The following is a 23,917-nucleotide window of genomic DNA, read 5'->3' as shown; positions in this document are numbered from 1 at the left end:
CGCTTCGCTTACCTGACCTACTGACGAGTGTAGGCCCGGTAAGCGCTAGCGCCACCGGGCTTTTTTATCAGGCCTTCACCCGCTTAATATAATCCCCAAACGCGGTCAGTTGGCTAGAAAGATGGTCACGCGTACTCTGATCCACCACTTCACCCGTCTGCGGGTCGACCTTGTTCTGAATCACGCCGCCCATAAATTCCGGCTTGTTCATCACCATCGCATCCAGGAACACCAGGATCTGACGCAGGTGATACTGGCAGCGCGCGCCGCCGATGGCGCCCATTGAGCTGGTCTGGATCAGCACAGGTTTACCAGACAGCGGCTGCTCCGGTAAACGGGACAGCCAGTCAATGGCGTTCTTCAAACCACCCGGCACCGAGTAGTTATACTCAGGCGTCACAATCACCACGCCGTCAGCCTGACGGATTTGCTCGGCTATCGCTTCCACACTCTGCGGGAACCCTTCTTCCTGCTGAACGTCAGCATCATAAAGCGGGATGTCGCCAATGGACGGCAGGGCACTGATCTCCATTCCCGCAGGCGCCAGCTGCGGCAGCGTACGGGCAACCATCCCGTTAAAAGAACCTTTGCGCAGGCTTCCCAGTAACGTAACAACTTTCAACGTATCAGACATGATTACTCCTGTTTCATCATGATGATCCTGGACGGATCAGCTATGGGTGTATGCTTTTTCTGCCGGTAAACTGGTTAATCGCATCAGGCGCGCGGCGGGCTCGTTGGCGCGCTCAGGGACATCCGGAAGACTACGCCAACCGCGAGTGCTGTCAAACTCCCAGATTTTCAGCCGTTCGATGGCGGGGGTCACCGCAACGGACCAGATCAGTACGTCCTCAGCGTCGCAGAGCGCCTCTACCAGCGAGGCTTTTGTCGCGCGCAGGCGTCCGGAGCCGGGGAGCAGCTGCAACAGGCTGGCGTCGTCTGACGCCGCGCCGCTCAGTTTGCGGATGCTCTGGCGAAGGGTGATGAGCTGCGCTCTGGCTTCAACGGGGTCGTTCTGGTTACGTATCCACAGCTTTTCATTGCTGGAGAGCGGGTATTCATCGAGCGCGTTAGCACCATGGAAGCTGCGCGTGACGCGTTGTAGCTCCATATCCAGGCCGCAATCACCTTCCGTCGTCAGCGCGACGCCAACAATGTTGCCGGTGTACGCAATGGAAAAATGGGGGAGTGCCGGGTCCGCAAAAACCGGGCGACCTTCTGGCTGGGTGAGTATGTCCGGTAATTCGCTGGTGCCGTAGAGCATAAAAAGCAGTTCTGCGAGGAGCGCTCTGGAAGCTAAAAACCGCGTCCTGCGGTGTTCAGGTAGTTTGAGCGCCTCATTGTGACAGGCTGAAGAAAGTCTGGCCGATACGAGATGCCCTTCCGTTAATGTTCCTCGTGCAAAGTGCGTAGCCATTTTTCGCTCCTTGATAATGGTCGTAGTCGGTTAAACGGTTACATGATTATCGCTTAACTCAGCTTCTGTTTTAATCAGTAAATGGAAATAAGAGAAGCCTGAGCACCGAACTTTACATTATCTTAGGCAAAAACCTGACCTGGTGCGGTATACAGCGCTTTGATCGTCTCGCGCAGCCAGAGGATTTTCGGATTATGGCTGTTCCGTTTATGCCAGATCAGCGTGAAGGGGACGGTGAGCTTTTCTGCCTGCGCCTCATCGATGGGAATGGGCAGACAGACCAGATTACGCTGGTGGAGTTGATTGTAGTGATGGCAGTAGTGCGGCGCAGTGGCAATGTAGTTGTGATCCGGCTGGGCCGCCATAAACATCGACTGTTCAAAACCGGGCAAACTCATGGCGATGTTACGCTCCCGACCCATCTCTCTTAGCACCTCATCGAGCGCCCAGGTGTCGCTGCGTTCCCAGAAGATGCTGATATGCGGGTAGCGCAGAAACGTCTCCAGATCCCATGCTTCCTGGAGCGCGGGATGATCCTCGCGCAAATACACGCACGGACGGTCACTGAACAGGATTTCGTAGTCGATAAACCACGGCATCAGCTTTAGCAGTTCGCGCGAGCGAGGGTGCGTTTCACGCCCGGTGAAGCCCAGATCCACTTCTCCGCGCGTAATGGCGTCCAGCGAATCGTAATCCCATTGGCGCAGCTTCACCGTCGCCTGTGGGTAGCGTTCATTCACCTGCTCCAGCAGGGTATTAAAGCGGATCAGCATCAGCGGTGTTTCGGCGGCGAGCACAAACTTAAGCCCGCCAGGAGAGCTATGGTGGAATTTATCGAGGATCTGGTTGCCAATCTGCATCCAGTCGGCCAAATCCTGTTCCAGACTCACCGTCAGCGGTGTGGGCAATAGCCCTAAAGGCGTTTTCACAAACAGCGGATCGTCGAACCAGTCGCGCAGCTTCGCCAGCGATTTACTCACCGCGGACGGCGTCACGTTCATCCGCTTCGCGGCTTTGGTGACGCTGCGCTCCTGCAACAAAAGTTGCAGGCAAAGTAAAAGATTAAGATCGAGACTGCTGATGGGCTTCTTCATAGTGCGCCGCGGGCTGGATGACCATAAGTAAGGTAATGCAGAGTATGCTACAGCCAATCAGAACCCCGATCAGCATATTCAGCGCGTTAAGGCCGATCACCGCCGCCAGCCAAATCCACAGTGACGAACCGCAGACCTGCGCAATGCCCAGCACCGAGCTTGCCACGCCTGCCCGCAATGAAAACGGGCCAAGTGCCTGACTCATTGCCACACCAAAGCCGACGGAGAATCCGGCGCAGATCAGAGTAATGCCCACCAGCATTACAGCGTGTGAGGTGGCGGTCGCCAGGATCACGCCTGCGGCGAGGAACAGCGTCTGTGAGGTGAGCATCAGCGTGCGCTGGCGGAAGATGTTGAGCGCAAAGGGCGTGGAGAATGAAACCGCCATGCTCACCATCGCGGTTAGCGCCATCACCGTCGAATACTCACCGCGATCGAAGCCCATCGTCTCCATCAGCAACACCGGGGAAACGTTTACATAGGTGAGGATCACCGCCACGCTAAGCGTGGTGATTGTCAGCCGACTCAGGAAAAAGCGATTCATCAGCTTTTCAGCCGGATGGAGGGTTGCGGTGTGATATGGCTGTTGCGAACCGGGATGGGTCTCTTTCAGCACCGTCACGGACAGGATAAAGACGATGGCGCCCATTGCGGCCATGGTCCAGAAAAGACTCTGCCACGGAAATTTAAGCATAATCAGGTAGCCTACAACCGGTGCCAGCACCGGGATGATGCAGGTAATGCCGTTCAGCATCGACAGCACTTTAGCGCGGCGCTGGGCGCTTAAGGTATCGCGAAGAATAGCAAACGCCACCACGTAACAGCCACCCGCGCCAATGCCCTGGATAAAACGGCCTGACAGGAACATTGTGCTTTCCTGAGCTACTGAAGACAGTACTGATGCCAGCGCAAAGATAACTGCACCCGTAATGGCGACGGGCTGACGGCCTGCTTTATCCGCGATTTTCCCGGCAAATACCATCGACGACGCCATTCCCGCGAGGTAGGCCGAAAACGCGATGTGCAGCTGCGCCTCGCTGGCGCCCAGATCGCGGGCAATATGCGGTAGCCCCACCAGATACATATCAATGCCGGACGGATACAGCAGAACCAGCGCAAAACTACAGAACAGAAAACGAGCCATAAATCCCCCATAGATGCAGGCAAGCAGGATAGGGGGCGTGGAGGGATTAAGCGAGTTGCCATTTGGACAATGGTGATTTCCCTGGAGGAAATCACCGTGTATTAACGGGAATTACTTACCAATGCAGAAGCTCGAGAAAATCCGTCCCAGCAGATCGTCCGACGTAAACTCCCCGGTGATCTCGCTCAGGTTCTGCTGCGCCAGACGCAGCTCTTCCGCCAGCAGTTCACCGGCCCACGCGCCGATCAGCTGGGCTTTACCCTGCTCAAGGTGGCGAGCCGCCTCTTCCAGCGCCTGCAAGTGACGACGACGTGCCAGGAAGCCGCCCTCCATACTGGTGTCGAAGCCCATGCTCTGTTTGAGATGGCTACGCAGGGCTTCCACGCCTTCACCGGTACGGGCCGACAGGCGAATAAGTGAGTGACCATTCACATCGCTGATGCCCAGCGTTTCGCCGGTAACGTCGGCCTTGTTGCGCACCACGGTGATCGGCAGTTTAGCCGGGAGACGGGCGATAAAGTCTGGCCAGATTTCAGCCGGGTCAACGGCGTCGGTTGTCGTGCCGTCCACCATAAACAGCACGCGGTCGGCCTGCTCGATCTCCTGCCAGGCGCGTTCGATACCGATACGCTCGACTTCATCGCTCGCATCGCGCAGGCCAGCGGTGTCGATGATGTGCAGCGGCATGCCGTCGATATGGATATGCTCGCGCAGGACATCGCGGGTGGTGCCGGCTATGTCGGTCACGATCGCCGCTTCACGGCCCGCCAGGGCGTTCAGCAGGCTCGATTTTCCGGCATTGGGGCGACCAGCAATCACCACCTTCATTCCTTCACGTAGCAGGCTGCCCTGGCGCGCTTCGGCGCGAACGGCATCGAGATCGTTCATCACCTGGTTGAGCTGAGCTTCAATTTTACCGTCTGAGAGGAAGTCGATCTCCTCGTCCGGGAAGTCGATAGCCGCTTCGACATAGATTCGCAGGTGAGTAAGTGCTTCCACAAGGTGATTCACGCGTGCGGAAAATGCCCCCTGCAACGAGTTCAGCGCGGAGCGGGCTGCCTGTTCGGAACTGGCGTCGATCAGGTCGGCAATCGCCTCGGCCTGCGCCAGGTCGAGCTTATCGTTGAGGAAAGCACGCTCGGAGAACTCACCCGGCTTTGCAATGCGCAGGCCAGGCAGGGTCAGAATACGTTTTAACAGCAGGTCGAGGATCACCGGGCCGCCGTGACCCTGAAGCTCCAGCACATCTTCGCCGGTAAAGGAGTTTGGGCCGGGGAACCACAGCGCGATGCCCTGGTCCAGCGGTGTGCCGTCGGCATCCTTAAACGGCAGATAATCAGCGTAGCGCGGCTTTGGCAGTTTACCCAGCACCGCTTCGGCCACCTCACGCGCCTTCAGGCCGGAGATGCGCAGAATGCCTACACCACCGCGTCCCGGTGGGGTTGCCTGGGCGACGATAGTGTCGTTATGGCTCATGGTTGCTCTCGTTCAATACAAATAAAAAAGGCGGTCAATCGACCGCCCTTATTTTAGCGTTAAGTTACCGAATCAGGACTTTTTCTTTTCGCGGCTATGCAGTCCACGTTTTTCCAGACCACGGTAAATCAGCTGCTGCTGGATGATGGTCACCAGGTTGCTGACGATATAGTACAGCACCAGACCTGACGGGAACCACAGGAAGAACACGGTGAAGATGACCGGCATAAAGGTCATGATCTTCTGCTGCATCGGGTCGGTCACGGTGGTCGGAGACATCTTCTGAATGAAGAACATCGTCACGCCCATCAGGATCGGCAGGATGTAGTACGGGTCCTGTGCGGACAGGTCATGGATCCACAGGGCGAACGGCGCGTGGCGCAGCTCAACGGAACCCATCAGCATGTAGTACAGCGCAAGGAAGATTGGCATCTGAATCAGCAGCGGGAAGCAACCACCCAGTGGGTTCACTTTCTCTGCTTTATACAGGGCCATCATCTCCTGGCTCTGACGCTGTTTGTCATCGCCCAGACGCTCACGCATAGCCTGAATCTTCGGCTGTAGCATACGCATCTTCGCCATGGAGGTGTACTGCGCTTTAGTCAGCGGGTACATGATGCCACGAACGATAAAGGTGATAACGATGATGGAGAAGCCCCAGTTACCCAGGAAGCTGTGGATGAACTTCAGCAGCTTAAACAGCGGCTGAGAGATGAACCACAACCAACCGTAATCGACGGTCAGATCCAAGTGCGGCGCAACGGCAGCCATTTTGTCCTGGATTTCCGGGCCGACCCACAGGGTGCTTGCCAGTTTACCGGTTTGACCCGGCTGCACCAGAACCGGCTGAGATTTGTAGCCGATGGCTGCAATACCGTTGCCGAGGTTCGCGGTGTAGAAGTTGTTCGTACCGTCGTTATTCGGTACCCACGCCGTCGCGAAATACTGTTGCAGCATTGCGACCCAACCGCCTTTAGAGCTGACGTTCAGGTTTTCGTTATCGGCAATGGTGTCGAATTTGTATTTCTCGTACTTGGTATCTGGCGTGGAGTAAGCCGCGCCACGGAAGGTATGCAGCGCAAAGTTGCTGCTTCCGGTGTCACGGTGAGACGGCAGATTGATGGACTGCTTCAACTGACCAAAGGTAGAGATTTCCAGTGGTTTCGCACCGGCGTTCTGTACGCTGTAGCCCACGTTCACCGCATACTCACCGCGTTTCAGGGTGAAGGTTTTGGTGAAGGTGTTGCCTGCCGCGTCGGTGTAGGTCATCGGGATAACCAGTTCGTTCTGACCATCAGCCAGCACAAACGTGTCATTCTCGACGTTATACAGTGGACGCGCACCGTTAGCCGGGTTATCCGGGCCATCACGACCGGTCAGGCCGCTCTGCGCCTGGTAGATAAATTCAGGCGTAGTTTCCAGTAACTGGAACGGTTCGGTAGACTTCAGCTCTTTCGGGTAGGTCAACAGCAGCGCCTGCTCAACATCACCACCACGGGTGTTGATAGTCAGCTCAAGCACATCGGTCTTAACCGTAATCTGTTTCCCCTGGCCACTGGCCGGTACGCCCTGGTCGGCGGCGCTACCCGCTGCGGTGGTCGTGGTCTGCGTGGTCTGCTGCTGGGGTTGAGGATTTTTATCCTGCTCCCATGCCTGCCAGATCATGAAAGACACGAACAACAAAGCGATGATAAGAAGATTGCGTTGCGAATCCATCGTTAGTGTTCTCTGGTATCAAAAGGTCCTGGAGGGACGGGGTCGTCTCCACCTGGGTGTAAAGGGTGGCATTTTAATACGCGTTTCACCGTCAACCAACTGCCTTTTATCACTCCAAACCTGCGCAATGCCTCAATTCCGTAGCTTGAGCATGTTGGCGTGAAACGGCAGTGTGGCCCGAGTAGCGGACTAATCAGGCGTTGATAGACCCGAATGAGGGCTATCAGGACCCGCGAGCCAGGCGACAGTGGCGGCGCCATAATTTTTCCAACGCTTCCGAGAGAGCACGGTTATCGAGGTCGGCAACCCCTTTTTTAGCCACCACCACGAAATCCATTGAAGGCAGTTCGTGCTGACGTAAACGGAAGCTTTCACGCGTCAGACGTTTAATCCGGTTGCGTTCATGCGCACGCTTAACGTTTTTCTTGGCGACTGTGAGACCGATGCGGGGATGCCCCAGCGAATTTTGGCGGCCGAGGATGGTGATTTGCGGCGTGCCAGCCCGTAATGGCTGCTGGAAGACGAAAGTGAAATGAGTGGGAGTTAACAAACGTAACTCCCTGGGAAATGCGAGCTTAACCACTCAGGGGTTAGCTTTATTACTTGGAAACGGTCAGACGAGCGCGGCCTTTAGCACGACGACGTGCCAGAACCTGACGACCATTTTTAGTAGCCATACGAGCACGGAAGCCGTGAGAACGGTTGCGCTTCAGTACAGACGGTTGAAAAGTGCGTTTCATGGCGATTTCTACCTAAACTTGAAAAAATTCATGACTTTTGCGGATGCCCGACCGAGTTTCGAATGACGGACGCCGAAGCCGTGGGTGATTAAAGAGGCCGGATTGTAATAATTGTACACTCCGGAGTCAATTCTCTTTCCTTAAATCCCTGTGTATTTCCGCACGTTTTCGCGTGGAAAATGAGCAGCGGACGACGCAGGAAGATGAGCATCACGCGCCGGGTCGAGGATTATACGGGCTCAACGATAAAGCGCAAGGATCGTCCCGGATCTTCGTTAGATCATTTAAGCCAAAAATTGTCTGTGCTCATTAAATTTTCCAATATGCGGCCTAAATCGCGAGGCACTCGCGTCAGGATCGTTTACACTTACCCGATTCCGGATCTTCCTGTGGATAAATCGGGAAGAATCTGTGAGAAACAGAAGATCTCTGGCTCAGTTTAGGCTATGATCCGCGGTCCCGATCGGGATCCAGCGATCCTGGTCGGGCATAAACACAACATCGTTCAGGCTGTATCAACGATAGCGTGTATAACCGCAGATAGCGGTTCGCACATCACCCTGATGGGGTCATGTCGATGTGCGCCAACAATCATGAATATTCAATAGTTTTCTTTTATTGTTCGAGTGGAGTCCGCCGTGTCACTTTCGCTTTGGCAGCAGTGTCTTGCCCGATTGCAGGATGAGTTACCAGCCACAGAATTCAGTATGTGGATCCGCCCGTTGCAGGCGGAACTGAGCGATAACACGCTGGCTTTGTATGCGCCAAACCGTTTCGTGCTCGATTGGGTAAGGGATAAATACCTTAATAACATCAATGGACTGCTGAACGATTTCTGCGGGTCAGATGCCCCACAGCTGCGTTTTGAAGTGGGCACAAAGCCGGTCACCCAAACCGTTCGTGAAGTTGTCAATGTGGCAGCCCCTGCACAGGCGGCGCCCGCTCCAGCGCCTCGCGTTGCACCGGTTCGTCAGGGCTGGGATAACGTTCCGGCCCCCGCTGAGCCTACCTACCGCTCTAACGTTAACGTGAAACACACGTTCGATAACTTCGTTGAAGGTAAGTCGAACCAGCTGGCACGCGCGGCGGCTCGTCAGGTTGCCGATAACCCCGGTGGCGCTTACAACCCGCTGTTCCTGTATGGCGGCACGGGTCTCGGTAAAACGCACCTGCTGCATGCGGTGGGCAACGGCATTATGGCGCGTAAGCCCAATGCCAAAGTGGTGTATATGCACTCCGAACGCTTCGTTCAGGACATGGTAAAAGCCCTGCAAAACAATGCGATCGAAGAGTTTAAACGCTACTACCGTTCCGTTGATGCGCTGCTGATCGATGACATTCAGTTCTTTGCCAATAAAGAACGATCGCAGGAAGAGTTTTTCCATACCTTTAACGCCTTGCTGGAAGGCAATCAGCAGATCATTCTGACCTCGGATCGTTATCCAAAAGAGATCAACGGCGTTGAAGATCGTCTCAAATCCCGCTTCGGCTGGGGCCTGACCGTGGCGATCGAGCCGCCGGAGCTGGAAACCCGCGTCGCGATCCTGATGAAAAAAGCCGACGAGAACGACATTCGCCTGCCGGGTGAAGTGGCGTTCTTCATTGCCAAGCGCCTGCGTTCCAACGTGCGTGAGCTGGAAGGGGCGCTGAACCGCGTTATCGCCAACGCCAACTTCACCGGTCGGGCGATCACCATCGATTTTGTGCGTGAAGCGCTGCGCGATTTATTGGCTTTGCAGGAAAAACTGGTCACTATCGACAATATTCAGAAGACGGTGGCTGAGTACTACAAGATCAAAGTGGCAGATTTACTGTCTAAACGTCGTTCCCGCTCGGTGGCGCGTCCGCGTCAGATGGCGATGGCGCTGGCAAAAGAGCTAACCAACCACAGCCTGCCGGAAATCGGTGATGCGTTTGGTGGCCGTGACCATACGACCGTGCTGCACGCCTGTCGCAAGATCGAGCAGTTACGCGAAGAAAGCCACGACATAAAAGAAGATTTTTCCAATTTAATCAGAACATTATCATCGTGACGCTATGAAATTTACCGTTGAACGTGAACATTTATTAAAACCGCTGCAACAGGTGAGTGGCCCATTAGGCGGCCGCCCTACGCTGCCTATTCTTGGAAACCTGCTGCTTCAGGTCGCGGACGGTACGCTGTCGCTGACCGGCACAGATCTGGAAATGGAAATGATCGCGCGCGTTACGCTGACTCAGCCGCACGACGCGGGCGCGACCACGGTTCCGGCACGTAAATTCTTTGATATTTGCCGTGGGCTGCCGGAAGGCGCTGAAATCGCCGTGCAGCTGGAGGGCGACCGCATGCTGGTGCGCTCTGGCCGCAGCCGTTTCTCCCTCTCCACGCTGCCCGCTGCGGATTTCCCGAACCTGGATGACTGGCAGAGCGAAGTTGAATTTACCCTGCCGCAGGCGACGATGAAGCGTCTGATTGAAGCCACGCAGTTCTCCATGGCGCATCAGGACGTTCGTTACTACTTAAACGGCATGCTGTTCGAAACCGAAGGTGAAGAGCTGCGTACCGTGGCGACCGACGGTCACCGTCTGGCGGTTTGTTCCATGCCGATTGGCGATTCACTGCCAAACCATTCGGTGATCGTACCGCGTAAAGGCGTAATTGAACTGATGCGTATGCTCGACGGCGGTGAAACGCCGCTGCGCGTGCAGATCGGCAGCAACAATATTCGTGCCCACGTGGGCGATTTTGTCTTCACATCGAAGCTGGTAGACGGTCGTTTCCCGGATTATCGCCGCGTATTGCCGAAGAACCCGGATAAAACGCTGGAGGCGGGTTGCGACATCCTCAAGCAGGCGTTCGCGCGTGCCGCTATTCTCTCCAACGAGAAATTCCGCGGCGTACGTCTGTACGTGAGTGAAAACCAGATCAAAATCACCGCCAACAACCCGGAGCAGGAAGAGGCAGAAGAGATTCTGGACGTCACCTACGCCGGGGCTGAGATGGAAATCGGCTTCAACGTCAGCTATGTGCTGGATGTGCTGAATGCACTGAAATGCGAGAACGTTCGCATCCTGCTGACTGACTCCGTTTCGAGCGTACAGATTGAAGATGCCGCATCACAGTCGGCTGCTTATGTTGTCATGCCAATGAGACTGTAATGTCGCTCACCCGTCTGTTGATCCGCGACTTTCGCAATATCGAAAGCGCGGATCTCGCTTTATCCCCTGGCTTTAACTTCCTGGTTGGCGCGAACGGCAGCGGCAAAACCAGCGTGCTGGAAGCCATCTATACGCTCGGCCACGGCCGGGCGTTTCGCAGTTTGCAGATTGGTCGCGTGATTCGCCACGAGCAGGAATCTTTTGTTCTGCACGGGCGTTTGCAGGGCGCAGAGCGGGAAACCGCCATCGGCCTGACCAAAGACAAGCAGGGCGACAGCAAGGTGCGCATCGACGGCACCGATGGCCACAAAGTGGCGGAGCTGGCGCTGCTGATGCCGATGCAGCTGATTACGCCCGAGGGGTTTACTTTACTCAACGGCGGCCCCAAATACAGAAGAGCGTTCCTCGACTGGGGATGCTTTCACAATGAAGCCGGTTTCTTTAACGCCTGGAGCAACCTGAAGCGTCTGCTTAAACAGCGTAACGCCGCATTGCGCCAGGTCACGCGCTACGCTCAGCTGCGTCCGTGGGACATGGAACTCATCCCTCTTGCGGAACAAATCAGCCGCTGGCGTGCCGAATACAGCGCAGGTATCGCCGAAGACATGGCCGACACCTGCAAACAGTTTTTACCCGAGTTCTCTCTCACCTTCTCTTTCCAGCGTGGCTGGGAAAAAGAGACGGATTATGCCGAGGTGTTAGAGAGAAGCTTCGAGCGCGATCGCATGTTGACCTACACCGCGCACGGCCCGCACAAGGCGGATTTCCGCATTCGTGCCGACGGTGCGCCGGTGGAAGACACGCTGTCGCGCGGGCAGCTGAAGCTCCTGATGTGCGCGCTGCGCCTGGCGCAGGGGGAGTTCCTCACTCGAGAGAGCGGGCGACGCTGCCTGTACCTGATAGATGATTTTGCCTCGGAACTTGACGACGCGCGGCGCGGGCTGCTTGCCAGCCGCTTAAAAGCCACGCAGTCGCAGGTTTTCGTCAGCGCCATTAGCGCTGAACACGTTATAGACATGTCGGACGAAAATTCGAAGATGTTTACCGTGGAAAAGGGTAAAATAACGGATTAACCCAAGTTGAAATGAGCGAGAAACGTTGATGTCGAATTCTTATGACTCCTCCAGTATCAAAGTCCTGAAAGGGCTGGATGCGGTGCGTAAGCGCCCGGGTATGTATATCGGCGACACGGATGACGGCACCGGTCTGCACCACATGGTATTCGAGGTGGTAGATAACGCTATCGACGAAGCGCTCGCGGGTCACTGTAAAGACATCGTGGTCACGATCCATGCGGACAACTCCGTGTCCGTTACCGATGACGGTCGTGGTATCCCAACCGGTATTCACCCGGAAGAGGGCGTATCTGCTGCGGAAGTCATCATGACCGTTCTGCACGCAGGCGGTAAGTTCGATGATAACTCCTATAAAGTTTCCGGCGGTCTGCACGGCGTAGGCGTCTCCGTGGTTAACGCCCTGTCGCAGAAGCTGGAGCTGGTTATCCAGCGCGAAGGCAAAATTCACCGTCAGATCTATCAGCACGGCGTGCCTGACGCTCCGCTGGCCGTCACGGGTGATACCGATAAAACCGGTACCATGGTGCGTTTCTGGCCGAGCCTCGAAACCTTCACCAACGTCACCGAATTCGAGTACGACATTCTGGCGAAACGCCTGCGTGAACTGTCGTTCCTGAACTCCGGCGTGTCGATTCGTCTGCGCGACAAACGCGACAACAAAGAAGACCACTTCCATTACGAAGGTGGTATCAAGGCGTTCGTTGAGTATCTGAACAAGAACAAAACGCCAATTCACCCGAATATCTTCTACTTCTCTACTGAAAAAGACGGTATCGGCGTGGAAGTGGCCTTGCAGTGGAACGACGGTTTCCAGGAAAATATCTACTGCTTCACCAACAACATTCCACAACGCGATGGCGGTACGCACCTGGCGGGCTTCCGCGCGGCGATGACCCGAACCCTGAACGCCTACATGGACAAAGAAGGCTACAGCAAAAAAGCGAAAGTCAGCGCCACCGGTGACGATGCTCGTGAAGGCCTGATTGCCGTGGTCTCCGTGAAGGTGCCGGATCCGAAGTTCTCCTCACAGACCAAAGACAAGCTGGTCTCTTCTGAGGTGAAATCGGCGGTTGAACAGCAGATGAACGAACTGCTGAGCGAATACCTGCTGGAAAACCCGTCCGACGCGAAAATCGTGGTGGGTAAAATTATCGATGCGGCGCGTGCCCGTGAAGCGGCGCGTAAAGCGCGTGAAATGACCCGTCGTAAAGGCGCGCTGGACCTGGCAGGCCTGCCGGGCAAACTGGCTGACTGTCAGGAACGCGACCCGGCGCTGTCTGAACTGTACCTTGTGGAAGGGGACTCCGCGGGCGGTTCTGCGAAGCAGGGCCGTAACCGCAAGAACCAGGCGATTCTGCCGCTGAAGGGTAAAATCCTTAACGTTGAGAAAGCGCGCTTCGACAAGATGCTCTCTTCTCAGGAAGTGGCGACGCTCATCACCGCGCTCGGCTGCGGCATTGGTCGCGACGAGTACAACCCGGACAAACTGCGCTATCACAGCATCATCATCATGACCGATGCGGACGTCGACGGCTCGCACATTCGTACGCTGCTGTTGACCTTCTTCTATCGTCAGATGCCGGAAATCGTTGAGCGCGGCCACGTCTACATTGCCCAGCCGCCGCTGTACAAAGTGAAGAAAGGCAAGCAGGAACAGTACATTAAAGATGACGACGCGATGGATCAGTACCAAATCGCGATCGCCCTTGATGGTGCGACCCTGCACGCAAATTCCAGCGCGCCAGCGCTGGCCGGTGAGCCGCTGGAGCGTCTGGTCTCCGAGTTCAACGCCACGCAGAAAATGATTGGCCGTATGGAGCGTCGCTATCCGAAAGCGCTGCTGAAAGAGCTGATTTACCAGCCGACCCTGACCGAAGCCGATCTGAGCAACGAGCAGACCGTCACCCGCTGGGTGAACACCCTGGTGAGCGAGCTGAACGAGAAAGAGCAGCATGGCAGCCAGTGGAAGTTCGACGTTCAGCAGAACGCTGAGCAGCAGTTCGAGCCGATCGTCCGCGTGCGTACCCACGGCGTCGATACCGACTACCCGCTGGAGCACGAATTTGTGACCGGTCCGGAATACCGCCGTATCTGCACCCTCGGCGAGAAGCTGCGCGGTCTGATCGAAGACGATGCGTTTATCGAACGTGGCGAACGTCGTCAGCCGGTAGCCAGCTTCGAACAGGCGCTGGAGTGGCTGGTAAAAGAGTCCCGTCGTGGTCTCTCTATTCAGCGTTATAAAGGCCTGGGCGAAATGAACCCGGATCAGCTGTGGGAAACCACCATGGATCCGGAAAGCCGTCGCATGTTGCGCGTCACCGTTAAAGACGCAATCGCAGCGGATCAGCTGTTCACGACCCTGATGGGCGATGCGGTTGAACCACGTCGCGCCTTCATCGAAGAGAACGCCCTGAAGGCGGCGAATATCGATATTTAATCGTCGCTTTACGACAGCATAACTGGCCGCGCTTCAGCGCGGCTTTTTTATGGACGCAGGAAACTCCAGCGACATCACTGCCGGTAAACGTTTGACCAGCATATCTATGGCAATTCTTACCCTTAGCGGCAGGTGTGGCGTCTGCTGCCAGACGGCATGAACGTCGAAGCGTACATCCGGGGCCTGCTTTAAGAGCGGGACAAGATCTCCCTGCTGAATTTCTTTAATGACCATCCAGCAGGGTAACCATGCAAGGCCGTGGCCGGCCAGCGCCGCGTCGCAGATCGCCTGCAAATCATCCATATTGAGCGATGAGCGGGGAATAAACGTGCGCGACGTGCCATCGTAATCCATCAGCTGCCAGGGTAGGACTCTGCCCGCACGAGTGTAGTTAATGGCCGTATGCTGGCGTAAATCATCAACGGTTTGCGGCTGGCCATTCTTAAGCAGATAATCCGGCGCGGCGCACAGCACCATCCGGTGCTCCCCCAGCCTTCTGGCGACCAGCACGCTGCTGTCAGCCAGAGCGCCATTGCGCACCGCCATATCAAACCCTTCTTCCACGAGATCCACGACGCGGTCGCTGAAGGACATTTCAAGCTCAAGCCCGGGATGCTCCTGCGCCAGCTCTATTAGCAGCGGGGCGATACACTGGCGACCAAACAGCACCGGCACGGCAACACGCAGCCGACCGTTGACCTGATGTTTTCCGGTTTCAAGCTGCGATTCAGCGCCACGGATCTCCTCCAGCGCGCGCAGGCAGCGTTCATAAAAAAGCGCGCCGTTATCGGTCAGCCTCTGACTGCGGGTGGTCCGATGAAACAGACGAACCCCCAGCCTCTCTTCAAGACGAGCAATGCTTTTTCCTACCGCCGAGCGCGACAAATGCAGACGGACGGCGGCCTGGGCAAAACTTCCTGCCTCAACGGAGGCAACGAAAACGGGAATATCTTTCAGCGTATCGGTCATGGACGGATTGTGTCAATTTGGTCATCAATGAAGGGAAAACTTATCGCCACTGGCGACGCTGAGTCAACGGTAGACTGTCAGAACTGAAAATCATCTGATGACAGGAGAAAAAAAATGACTGAAACAATGAAACGCTGGTCAATGGATGCCCTTGGTCGTGAAAGCCTCAGGCTCGTTCAGGAGCCTGTTCCACAGCCAGGCCCGGGGGAGGTTCGCGTAAGGGTTAATGCCGTTGCGCTCAACTACCGGGATAAAATGGTGATTGAAGGCACGATGCCGATTCCGCTTTCCTTCCCGTTTACCCCAGCATCTGACATGGCAGGCGTGGTGGACAGCATCGGCGAAGGCGTTACGCGTTTCAAGCCCGGCGCACGCGTCATCTCAACCTTCTTCCCGGAATGGATCGACGGCAAGCCGCAGGCAGACGCGCGCGATTTGCCCTATAAAACGTCCGGTGGATACTTCCAGGGCATGCTGGCCGAATATGTGATTGTGAGTGAAAACGCGCTGGTGGCGTCCCCGGAAAGCATGGATGACGCTGAGGCCAGCACGCTTCCTTGCGCGGGGCTTACCGCATGGTTCGCGCTGGTGGAGCGCGGTCATTTACGCGCCGGGCAATCGGTGCTGGTACAAGGGACGGGCGGTGTGGCGCTATTCGCTTTGCAGATAGCAAAAGCGCACGGCGCAGAAGTTATTGTTACGTCGGGGAGTGATGAAAAACTGGCGCGGGCCAAAAAGCTGGGGGCCAGTCAGGGCATCAACCGACTGAAAGGCGACTGGGCTGAAAATACGCTGGCACTGACGCAGGATCGCGGCATCGACCATATTATCGAAACGGTGGGTGGGGAGAACCTGAGACATTCCCTGCGCGCCGTTGCCGTTCATGGGCGGATATCGGTCATTGGCGTGCTGGCCGGGACAGAAATTTCTCTGCCTGCAAGCGAGCTGTTGCTGAAATCTCCCGTCATTCAGGGGATTGGGGTTGGACACCGCCGGGCGCTGGAAGATTTTGTCCGTGCTGTTGATGTCACGGAGTTAAAACCGGTGATTGAGCATCGCTACCGCTTTGACGAGCTGGAACAGGCGCTTGAACATCTGGATCGCGGTGCGTTTGGCAAAATCGTTCTCACCCGCGAGTGAGTTCGCGTTCCCGGGATAAACGTAAAAGGGGCTTTTTGTTGCGCAAGGTAGCTCTATTTTTGTGTGCTTAATCGCGTTAGCATGAGGTAGCACTCATTTATCCCGGGGACCTCATGGCTATCAAACTCATTGCAATCGATATGGACGGCACGCTGCTGCTGCCAGACCACACTATCTCTCCTGCCGTTAAAAATGCGATCGCCGCCGCACGCGAAAAAGGCGTGAACGTGGTGCTCACCACCGGACGCCCGTATGCCGGGGTGCACAGTTACCTGAAAGAGCTGCACATGAACCAGCCTGGCGATTACTGCATCACCTATAACGGCGCGCTGGTGCAAAAGGCAGCCGATGGCAGCACGGTGGCGCAAACTGCACTGAGCTATGATGACTACCGTTTCCTGGAAAAACTCTCCCGCGACGTGGGCTCTCACTTCCACGCGCTCGATCGCAATACGCTTTACACCGCCAACCGCGATATCAGCTACTACACGGTGCACGAGTCCTACGTTGCAACCATTCCACTGGTGTTCTGCGAAGCGGAGAAAATGGACCCGGCGACCCAGTTCCTGAAAGTGATGATGATTGATGAACCTGCGGTTCTCGACAAAGCCATTTCACGCATTCCGGCTGAGGTAAAAGAGAAATACACCGTGCTGAAAAGTGCGCCGTACTTCCTCGAAATCCTTGATAAACGCGTCAATAAAGGCACGGGCGTCAAATCGCTTGCCGATGCGCTGGGCATCAAGCCTGAGGAGATCATGGCGCTGGGCGACCAGGAAAACGATATTGCGATGATCGAATATGCGGGCATGGGCGTGGCGATGGATAACGCCATCCCGTCGGTAAAAGAAGTGGCGAACTTCGTGACTAAATCTAACCTGGAAGACGGCGTTGCCTGGGCGATCGAGAAATTCGTTCTGTCGTAACAAGTGCTTTGAAAGATTAGCCCCGGTTATTAACCGGGGCTTTTTTTGGCCTTGAATTTATCAAATTGTTCTTTTTGTGATCTGGATTGTAGTACAACATTAATTGATTGTACTACATTGTCACCACGGCAAAGACGAAAGGCCTCACGTTTGTACTGCAAAAGTGAGGCGAAATTCAGCGGTCGCGGTAAAGTAGTGATGGACTTACAGAGCACAAGGACTCTCCATGACACTCAATAAAACCGATCGCATTGTCATCACGCTGGGCACTCAGATTGTGGGTGGCAAATACGTTCCCGGTTCGCCGCTGCCAGCAGAGGCGGAACTGTGCGAGGAGTTTGAAACCTCGCGCAACATCATCCGGGAAGTGTTCCGCTCGCTGATGGCGAAGCGGCTGATTGAAATGAAGCGCTATCGCGGCGCGTTTGTGGCACCGCGTAACCAGTGGAACTACCTCGATACCGATGTTCTGCAATGGGTGCTGGAAAACGACTACGACCCACGGCTTATCGGCGCGATGAGCGAAGTCCGAAATTTGGTGGAACCGGCTATCGCCCGCTGGGCGGCTGAGCGCGCAACGTCAGGTGACCTGGCTCAGATTGAGTCGGCTTTAAACGACATGATCGCCAATAACCAGAATCGGGAGGCGTTCAACGAAGCGGACATTCGCTACCACGAAGCGGTATTGCAGTCGGTGCATAACCCGGTTTTACAGCAGCTTAGCGTGGCGATCAGCTCGCTACAGCGAGCAGTATTTGAACGTACCTGGATGGGCGATGAGGCCAACATGCCGAAAACGCTTCAGGAACATAAAGCGCTGTTCGATGCGATACGGCATCAGGACGGCGATGCGGCAGAGCAGGCGGCGCTGACCATGATCGCCAGCTCGACACGAAGGCTGAAGGAAATCACATGACATCACGCTACATCGCAATTGACTGGGGATCGACCAATCTGCGCGCCTGGCTCTACCAGGGTGAGCAGTGCCTGGAAAGCAGGCAATCAGAAGCAGGTGTGACGCGCCTGAACGGTAAATCCCCCGCAGCGGTGTTAGCAGAAGTGACACAAAACTGGCGCGACGGTACTACGCCAGTGGTGATGGCCGGAATGGTCGGCAGTAACGTGGGGTGGAAGGTCGCGCCTTACCTGTCAGTTCCGGTGCATTTCACCGCCGTTGGCGAGCAGTTAACGTCCGTTGGCGACAATGTCTGGATTATTCCCGGTTTATGCGTCTCTCGCGACGATAACCATAATGTGATGCGCGGCGAAGAGACGCAGCTGCTCGGGGCGCGCACCCTTTCTCCTTCTTCTGTCTACGTCATGCCCGGGACGCACTGCAAATGGGTCCAGGCGGATGCTGAGCAAATTCATGATTTCCGCACCGTGATGACCGGCGAACTGCACCACTTGCTGCTTAAGCATTCGCTGGTGGGGGCCGGTTTGCCGGAGCAGACCCCTTCGCCGGAAGCGTTTGCCGCCGGGCTTGAGCGCGGGATCGCATCCCCTGCCGTTTTGCCGCAACTTTTTGAGGTTCGCGCCTCGCACGTGCTGGGAAATCTTCCGCGCGAACAGGTCAGCGAATTTCTGTCCGGCCTGCTGATTGGCGCAGAAGTCGCCACTCTGAGCGACGCGTTCGCCGGGCAGCAGGCCATCACGCTCGTCGCGGGTTCATCGCTGACGTCTCGTTACCGCCAGGCGTTCCACGCTATCGGACGGGATGTTGCTGCGGTGGAAGGCGACACGGCATTTCAGGCAGGCATAAGGAGCATCGCTCATGCAGTGGCAAACTGAACTTCCCCTGATCGTGATTTTGCGCGGTATCACGCCCGGTGAGGCCTTAGCGCACGTTGGCGCGGTGATCGACGCCGGGTTCGACGCGGTGGAAATCCCACTCAACTCCCCGGAGTGGGAAAAAAGCATTCCGGCAATTGTGAAGGCGTTTGGTGATAAGGCGCTGATTGGCGCTGGCACCGTGCTGCAACCGGAGCAGGTGGATGAACTGGCGAAAATGGGCTGCAAGCTTATCGTCACACCGAATATCAACCCCGAGGTGATCCGCCGGGCGGTGGATTACGGCATGACCGTCTGCCCGGGTTGCGCCACGGCCACAGAAGCCTTTGCCGCCCTCGATGCGGGCGCACAGTCTCTCAAAATTTTCCCGTCGTCGGCCTTTGGTCCGGATTACATCAAAGCGCTGAAAGCGGTCTTACCCGCCAGCGTGCCGGTCTTTGCCGTGGGCGGCGTCACGCCGGAAAACCTGGGCCAGTGGATGAGCGCGGGCTGTGTGGGCGCGGGGCTGGGCAGCGATCTCTATCGTGCCGGTCAGCCCGTTGAGCGTACCGCACAGCAGGCGGCAGCATTTGTGAAAGCGTATCGAGAGGCAGTGCAATGAAAATAACCAAACTCACCACGTACCGTTTACCCCCGCGTTGGATGTTCCTGAAAATCGAAACCGACGAAGGCGTGGTTGGCTGGGGCGAGCCGGTGATTGAAGGCCGTGCGCGCACCGTTGAAGCCGCGGTGCACGAGCTGGGCGAATACCTGATTGGCCAGGATCCGGCGCGCATCAACGACCTGTGGCAGATGATGTACCGCGCGGGCTTCTACCGCGGGGGGCCGATTCTGATGAGCGCCATCGCCGGTATTGATCAGGCGCTGTGGGATATGAAAGGCAAAGTGCTCAATGCCCCGGTCTGGCAATTAATGGGCGGCCTGGTGCGCGACAAAATCAAAGCCTACAGCTGGGTGGGCGGTGACCGCCCTGCGGAAGTGATCGACGGTATCCGGCAACTGCGCAACATCGGTTTTGACACCTTCAAACTCAACGGCTGCGAAGAGATGGGCGTTATCGACAACTCGCGCGCGGTAGACCGGGCGGTGAATACCGTGGCGCAAATCCGTGAAGCCTTCGGCAACGAGATTGAGTTTGGTCTGGATTTCCACGGCCGCGTCAGCGCGCCAATGGCCAAAGTGCTGATTAAAGAGCTGGAGCCGTATCGCCCGCTGTTTATCGAAGAGCCGGTGCTGGCCGAGCAGGCGGAATACTATCCGAAACTGGCTGAACAGACGCACATTCCCATCGCGGCGGGGGAACGCATGTTCTCGCGCTTCGAGTTTAAACGCGTGCTGGAAGCGGGCGGCATTGCGATCCTGCAACCGGACCTCTCCCACGCGGGCGGCATCACCGAATGCTACAAAATTGCCGGAATGGCAGAAGCCTACGATGTGGCGCTGGCGCCGCACTGTCCGCTTGGGCCGATTGCGCTGGCGGCCTGCCTGCACGTCGACTTCGTCTCCCGCAATGCGGTGTTCCAGGAACAAAGCATGGGCATTCACTATAACAAGGGCGCGGAGCTGCTCGACTTTGTGAAAAACAAAGAAGACTTCAGCATGGAAGGTGGTTTCTTTAAACCGTTAACGAAGCCGGGCCTTGGCGTGGAGATCGACGAAGCCAAAGTCATTGAGCTGAGTAAAAGTGCGCCGGACTGGCGTAACCCACTGTGGCGTCATGAAGACGGTTCCGTAGCCGAGTGGTAAATCGCCGGATGGCGCTACGCTTATCCGGCCTACTCTCTCGTAGGCCCGGTAAGCGAAGCGCCACCGGGCAAAAAAAACGTACATAGAAAAAATATAACCCTCTGTAAATTACAGGGCATGGTGAGCGGCTTCGCTATGCCCAAAATCTGGAGACAGATTGCGATGGATATTCCAGTTACTGCTGCAAAAACCGGGCGTCGTCGTTACCTGACGCTGATCATGATCTTTATTACCGTGGTCATCTGTTATGTCGACCGCGCCAACCTTGCCGTGGCATCGGCTCATATTCAGGAAGAGTTTGGCATCACCAAAGCGGAAATGGGCTACGTCTTCTCGGCGTTTGCCTGGCTGTATACGCTCTGTCAGATCCCCGGTGGCTGGTTCCTTGACCGCGTGGGTTCACGTCTGACCTACTTTATCGCTATTTTTGGCTGGTCCGTGGCGACCCTGTTCCAGGGCTTCGCGACCGGGCTGATGTCGCTGATTGGCCTGCGCGCCATCACCGGGGTGTTTGAAGCGCCGGCGTTTCCGACCAACAACCGCATGGTGACCAGCTGGTTCCCTGAACACGAACGCGCTTCCGCTGTTGGTTTTTACACCTCCGGGCAGTTTGTTGGTCTGGCGTTTCTGACGCCGCTGTTAATCTGGATCCAGGAGCTGCTGAGCTGGCACTGGGTGTTTATCGTCACCGGCGGGATCGGCATTATCTGGTCGCTCATCTGGTTTAAGGTTTATCAGCCGCCGCGCCTGACCAAAAGCATCACCAAAGCCGAACTGGACTACATCCGCGACGGCGGTGGCCTGGTGGATGGCGATGCGCCCGTGAAAAAAGAGGCGCGCCAGCCGCTGACCAGAGCGGACTGGAAGCTGGTCTTCCACCGTAAGCTGGTGGGCGTGTATCTGGGACAGTTCGCGGTGACCTCCACGCTGTGGTTCTTCCTCACCTGGTTCCCGAACTATCTGACCCAGGAAAAAGGTATTACCGCGCTGAAGGCAGGCTTTATGACCACCGTACCCTTCCTTGCGGCGTTTTTCGGCGTCCTGCTCTCGGGCTGGCTGGCGGATAAGCTGGTGAAAAAAGGTTTCTCGCTGGGCGTTGCGCGTAAAACGCCGATTATCTGCGGACTGCTGATCTCTACCTGCATCATGGGAGCGAACTACACCAACGATCCGGCGTGGATCATGACCCTGATGGCGGTAGCGTTCTTCGGAAACGGTTTTGCCTCCATCACCTGGTCGCTGGTGTCGTCCCTGGCGCCGATGCGTCTGATCGGCCTGACTGGTGGTGTGTTTAACTTCGTTGGCGGCCTGGGCGGGATCACCGTACCGCTGGTCATCGGTTACCTGGCGCAGGACTACGGCTTTGGTCCGGCTCTGGTGTATATCTCTGCCGTGGCGCTGATCGGGGCGCTCTCCTACATCCTGCTGGTCGGCGACGTTAAACGAGTAGGCTAATCCCTTCGGATGTTTTACCCTGATGCGATAACCGCGCATCAGGGTATTTTCATGAAACAAATCACCTTCGCTTCCCGCAACCACCAGCTCACCAACATCAACACCTGGACGCCAGACAGCCAGTGGCTTATCTATGATGTCCGCCCGTCCGGCGCGTCGTTTACCGGTGAAACCATTGAGCGGGTCAATGTTAGTACGGGCGAGGTTGAGGCGATCTACCGTGCGACTGACGGCGCGCATGTCGGCGTGGTAACCGTTCATCCGGCGCAGGAAAAATATGTTTTTATCCACGGCCCGAAAAACCCGGATGCAGACTGGCAGTATGATTTTCACCATCGTCAGGGGGTGATTGCGCACAATGGTCAGGCGAGCAATCTTGATGCGATGGATATCACCGCGCCTTACACCGCAGGCGCGCTGCGTGGCGGCAGCCACGTCCACGTTTTTAGCCCGAACGGGCAGTTCGTCAGCTTTACCTACAACGACCATGTGCTGCACGCGCGCGATCCGCAGCTGGATTTGCGTAACGTCGGGGTGGCGGCGCCTTTTGGCCCAGTAAACCCACAGGGGAACCATCCGCGGGAATATGCCGGCACCTTCTGGAGCGTACTGGTAAGCCGTACAACGCCGAACCCGAAACCGGGCAGCGATGAGGTAAACCGCGCCTATGAAGAGGGCTGGGTGGGCAACGACAGGCTGGCGTTTATCGGCGATACGGTGTCTGCGAAAGGCGAGAAAGTGCCCGAACTGTTTATTGTCGATCTCCCCAAAGACGAGCAGGGCTGGAAACGGGCGGGCGATGCGCCGTTGCAGGGAACGCCTGATACAATGCCCGCGCCGCCTGCGGGCGTAACGCAACGTCGCTTAACCTTCACCCATCAGAAGGCGTATCCGGGGCTGGTGAACGTACCGCGCCACTGGGTGCGCAGCAATCCGCAGGGGACGCAGATTGCGTTTTTAATGCGGGACGATAACGGCGTTGTGCAGCTGTGGCTTATCTCCCCTGAGGGCGGCGAGCCGCGTCAGCTAACCCACACTGAGCCTGATATTCAGTCGGCCTTTAACTGGCATCCTTCCGGCAACGGGCTGGGATTTGTGCTTGCAGGCCGTATTGCCTGCTGCGATGCGCAGACCGGAGAGGTGACGTTTTTGACGTCCGATCACGGCAATCCGCCGTCTGCTGACGCTGTGGTGTTTTCCCCGGACGGACGATTTATTGCATGGATGGAAGAGAAGGACGGTTTCCGCCAGCTGTGGCTAACGGAAACCGCACAGAATTAGCGTGGAGGCATCTCTGCGGGCGGGATGACGGAATTGGTCGCCAGCTTTTCCTGCTCGCTTTTCTCAACGCGCGAACGCACTGAGCTGTCGGTGCGGAACATATCCCACGGCAGCAGAAGCGTATCGGCAACCGCCGTAAACGGCATATCAAGAATCGCCAGAGATTTGGTACCCCAGTTTGTCTCATCATCAGAGATCATTGCGGCACTGGCGCGCGTCCCCGGATATGTTCCTTCTTTACCGCCGGTGTGCGACATCACGCTCGAACACCCGCAAAGTAAAACAACCCCGCTGAACGACGCCAGCTTAATCAGAACATTTCTCATCATCACTCAGTCATCTTTAGTAGCACGGCATTGACCTGCAACTCA

The 23,917-nt window shown here is 56.4% G+C and carries 23 protein-coding genes; 12 read left to right on the top strand and 11 right to left on the bottom strand.

The window, feature by feature from the left end; all coding sequences use genetic code 11:
• Nucleotides 1-67: 67 nt before the first annotated feature.
• From H2Z33_RS07845 to rpmH, 9 genes are all read right to left on the bottom strand, one after another.
• A complete protein-coding gene (locus H2Z33_RS07845) occupies nt 68-634 on the bottom strand; it encodes an NADPH-dependent FMN reductase (protein WP_063135342.1) in 567 nt (188 codons plus the stop codon).
• Nucleotides 635-670: 36 nt separating this feature from the next.
• Entirely contained in the window at nt 671-1,417 is a 747-nt protein-coding gene (locus H2Z33_RS07840; RefSeq protein ID WP_032103312.1) for a 4'-phosphopantetheinyl transferase family protein, read from the bottom strand.
• Nucleotides 1,418-1,539: 122 nt separating this feature from the next.
• Nucleotides 1,540-2,511: an HTH-type transcriptional regulator YidZ gene (yidZ, locus tag H2Z33_RS07835; protein WP_017383702.1), complete on the bottom strand. Its 972-nt coding sequence runs from the start codon at nt 2,509-2,511 to the stop codon at nt 1,540-1,542.
• On the bottom strand, nt 2,480-3,655 hold the full coding sequence (locus H2Z33_RS07830; RefSeq protein WP_015570137.1) for an MFS transporter: 1,176 nt from the start codon (nt 3,653-3,655) through the stop codon (nt 2,480-2,482). Before H2Z33_RS07830 ends, yidZ begins: the two co-directional genes overlap by 32 nt.
• 111 nt (nt 3,656-3,766) lie before the next feature.
• Entirely contained in the window at nt 3,767-5,131 is a 1,365-nt protein-coding gene (gene mnmE, locus H2Z33_RS07825) for a tRNA uridine-5-carboxymethylaminomethyl(34) synthesis GTPase MnmE (RefSeq protein ID WP_015570136.1), read from the bottom strand.
• Between the two features lie 72 nt (nt 5,132-5,203).
• Entirely contained in the window at nt 5,204-6,847 is a 1,644-nt protein-coding gene (gene yidC, locus H2Z33_RS07820; protein ID WP_003861138.1) for a membrane protein insertase YidC, read from the bottom strand.
• Nucleotides 6,848-6,849: 2 nt separating this feature from the next.
• Nucleotides 6,850-7,107, bottom strand: a complete 258-nt coding sequence (gene yidD / locus H2Z33_RS07815; RefSeq protein ID WP_001307474.1) for a membrane protein insertion efficiency factor YidD — start codon at nt 7,105-7,107, stop codon at nt 6,850-6,852.
• The gene (rnpA, locus tag H2Z33_RS07810; protein ID WP_006808764.1) at nt 7,071-7,430 is read right to left on the bottom strand and encodes a ribonuclease P protein component; all 360 of its coding nucleotides are present in this window, start codon (nt 7,428-7,430) and stop codon (nt 7,071-7,073) included. The genes yidD and rnpA overlap by 37 nt, the downstream gene beginning before the upstream one ends.
• A gap of 16 nt (nt 7,431-7,446) precedes the next feature.
• Nucleotides 7,447-7,587: a 50S ribosomal protein L34 gene (gene rpmH, locus H2Z33_RS07805; RefSeq protein WP_000831330.1), complete on the bottom strand. Its 141-nt coding sequence runs from the start codon at nt 7,585-7,587 to the stop codon at nt 7,447-7,449.
• A gap of 638 nt (nt 7,588-8,225) precedes the next feature.
• Between rpmH and dnaA the strand changes: the two genes are divergently transcribed.
• From dnaA to gyrB, 4 genes are read left to right on the top strand one after another with little or no spacing between them, the layout of a single operon-like run.
• Entirely contained in the window at nt 8,226-9,620 is a 1,395-nt protein-coding gene (gene dnaA / locus H2Z33_RS07800) for a chromosomal replication initiator protein DnaA (protein WP_017383700.1), read from the top strand.
• Nucleotides 9,621-9,624: 4 nt separating this feature from the next.
• Nucleotides 9,625-10,725: a DNA polymerase III subunit beta gene (dnaN, locus tag H2Z33_RS07795; RefSeq protein WP_015570134.1), complete on the top strand. Its 1,101-nt coding sequence runs from the start codon at nt 9,625-9,627 to the stop codon at nt 10,723-10,725.
• Nucleotides 10,725-11,798: a DNA replication/repair protein RecF gene (recF, locus tag H2Z33_RS07790; RefSeq protein ID WP_000060091.1), complete on the top strand. Its 1,074-nt coding sequence runs from the start codon at nt 10,725-10,727 to the stop codon at nt 11,796-11,798. The genes dnaN and recF overlap by 1 nt, the downstream gene beginning before the upstream one ends.
• Nucleotides 11,799-11,826: 28 nt before the next feature.
• Entirely contained in the window at nt 11,827-14,238 is a 2,412-nt protein-coding gene (gene gyrB, locus H2Z33_RS07785; RefSeq protein WP_006808766.1) for a DNA topoisomerase (ATP-hydrolyzing) subunit B, read from the top strand.
• A gap of 33 nt (nt 14,239-14,271) precedes the next feature.
• Here gyrB and H2Z33_RS07780 read toward each other — a convergent pair whose 3' ends face one another.
• On the bottom strand, nt 14,272-15,207 hold the full coding sequence (locus H2Z33_RS07780; RefSeq protein WP_032668922.1) for a LysR family transcriptional regulator: 936 nt from the start codon (nt 15,205-15,207) through the stop codon (nt 14,272-14,274).
• A gap of 114 nt (nt 15,208-15,321) precedes the next feature.
• Between H2Z33_RS07780 and H2Z33_RS07775 the strand changes: the two genes are divergently transcribed.
• From H2Z33_RS07775 to H2Z33_RS07740, 8 genes are all read left to right on the top strand, one after another.
• Nucleotides 15,322-16,347, top strand: a complete 1,026-nt coding sequence (locus tag H2Z33_RS07775; protein ID WP_063135341.1) for a zinc-dependent alcohol dehydrogenase family protein — start codon at nt 15,322-15,324, stop codon at nt 16,345-16,347.
• Nucleotides 16,348-16,460: 113 nt separating this feature from the next.
• Nucleotides 16,461-17,273 carry a sugar-phosphatase gene (yidA, locus tag H2Z33_RS07770; RefSeq protein ID WP_023295661.1) on the top strand — a complete coding sequence of 271 codons (813 nt, stop codon included), beginning with the start codon at nt 16,461-16,463 and terminating at the stop codon, nt 17,271-17,273.
• Nucleotides 17,274-17,499: 226 nt separating this feature from the next.
• Nucleotides 17,500-18,189, top strand: coding sequence for a D-galactonate utilization transcriptional regulator DgoR (gene dgoR, locus H2Z33_RS07765; RefSeq protein ID WP_003861109.1), 690 nt, complete (start codon nt 17,500-17,502; stop codon nt 18,187-18,189).
• Entirely contained in the window at nt 18,186-19,064 is an 879-nt protein-coding gene (locus tag H2Z33_RS07760) for a 2-dehydro-3-deoxygalactonokinase (RefSeq protein ID WP_003861107.1), read from the top strand. The genes dgoR and H2Z33_RS07760 overlap by 4 nt, the downstream gene beginning before the upstream one ends.
• The gene (locus H2Z33_RS07755) at nt 19,048-19,665 is read left to right on the top strand and encodes a 2-dehydro-3-deoxy-6-phosphogalactonate aldolase (protein ID WP_063135340.1); all 618 of its coding nucleotides are present in this window, start codon (nt 19,048-19,050) and stop codon (nt 19,663-19,665) included. Before H2Z33_RS07760 ends, H2Z33_RS07755 begins: the two co-directional genes overlap by 17 nt.
• Entirely contained in the window at nt 19,662-20,810 is a 1,149-nt protein-coding gene (gene dgoD, locus H2Z33_RS07750; RefSeq protein WP_063135339.1) for a galactonate dehydratase, read from the top strand. The genes H2Z33_RS07755 and dgoD overlap by 4 nt, the downstream gene beginning before the upstream one ends.
• A gap of 117 nt (nt 20,811-20,927) precedes the next feature.
• The gene (locus tag H2Z33_RS07745; protein WP_162269971.1) at nt 20,928-22,265 is read left to right on the top strand and encodes an MFS transporter; all 1,338 of its coding nucleotides are present in this window, start codon (nt 20,928-20,930) and stop codon (nt 22,263-22,265) included.
• Between the two features lie 51 nt (nt 22,266-22,316).
• Nucleotides 22,317-23,546 (top strand): DUF3748 domain-containing protein, encoded by a 1,230-nt coding sequence (locus H2Z33_RS07740; RefSeq protein WP_074133813.1) that lies wholly within the window; start codon nt 22,317-22,319, stop codon nt 23,544-23,546.
• Here the strand turns inward: H2Z33_RS07740 and H2Z33_RS07735 are convergent.
• On the bottom strand, nt 23,543-23,875 hold the full coding sequence (locus tag H2Z33_RS07735; protein ID WP_017383693.1) for a YceK/YidQ family lipoprotein: 333 nt from the start codon (nt 23,873-23,875) through the stop codon (nt 23,543-23,545). The two genes, H2Z33_RS07740 and H2Z33_RS07735, sit on opposite strands and share 4 nt — an antisense overlap.
• Nucleotides 23,876-23,917: the final 42 nt, after the last annotated feature.

The organism is Enterobacter sp. YSU (genome assembly GCF_016082135.1).
GTDB classification, from domain to species: domain Bacteria; phylum Pseudomonadota; class Gammaproteobacteria; order Enterobacterales; family Enterobacteriaceae; genus Enterobacter; species Enterobacter hormaechei_C.
Note: the sequence above shows the minus strand (reverse complement) of the source record. Positions and strands in the feature narration are given on the sequence as shown.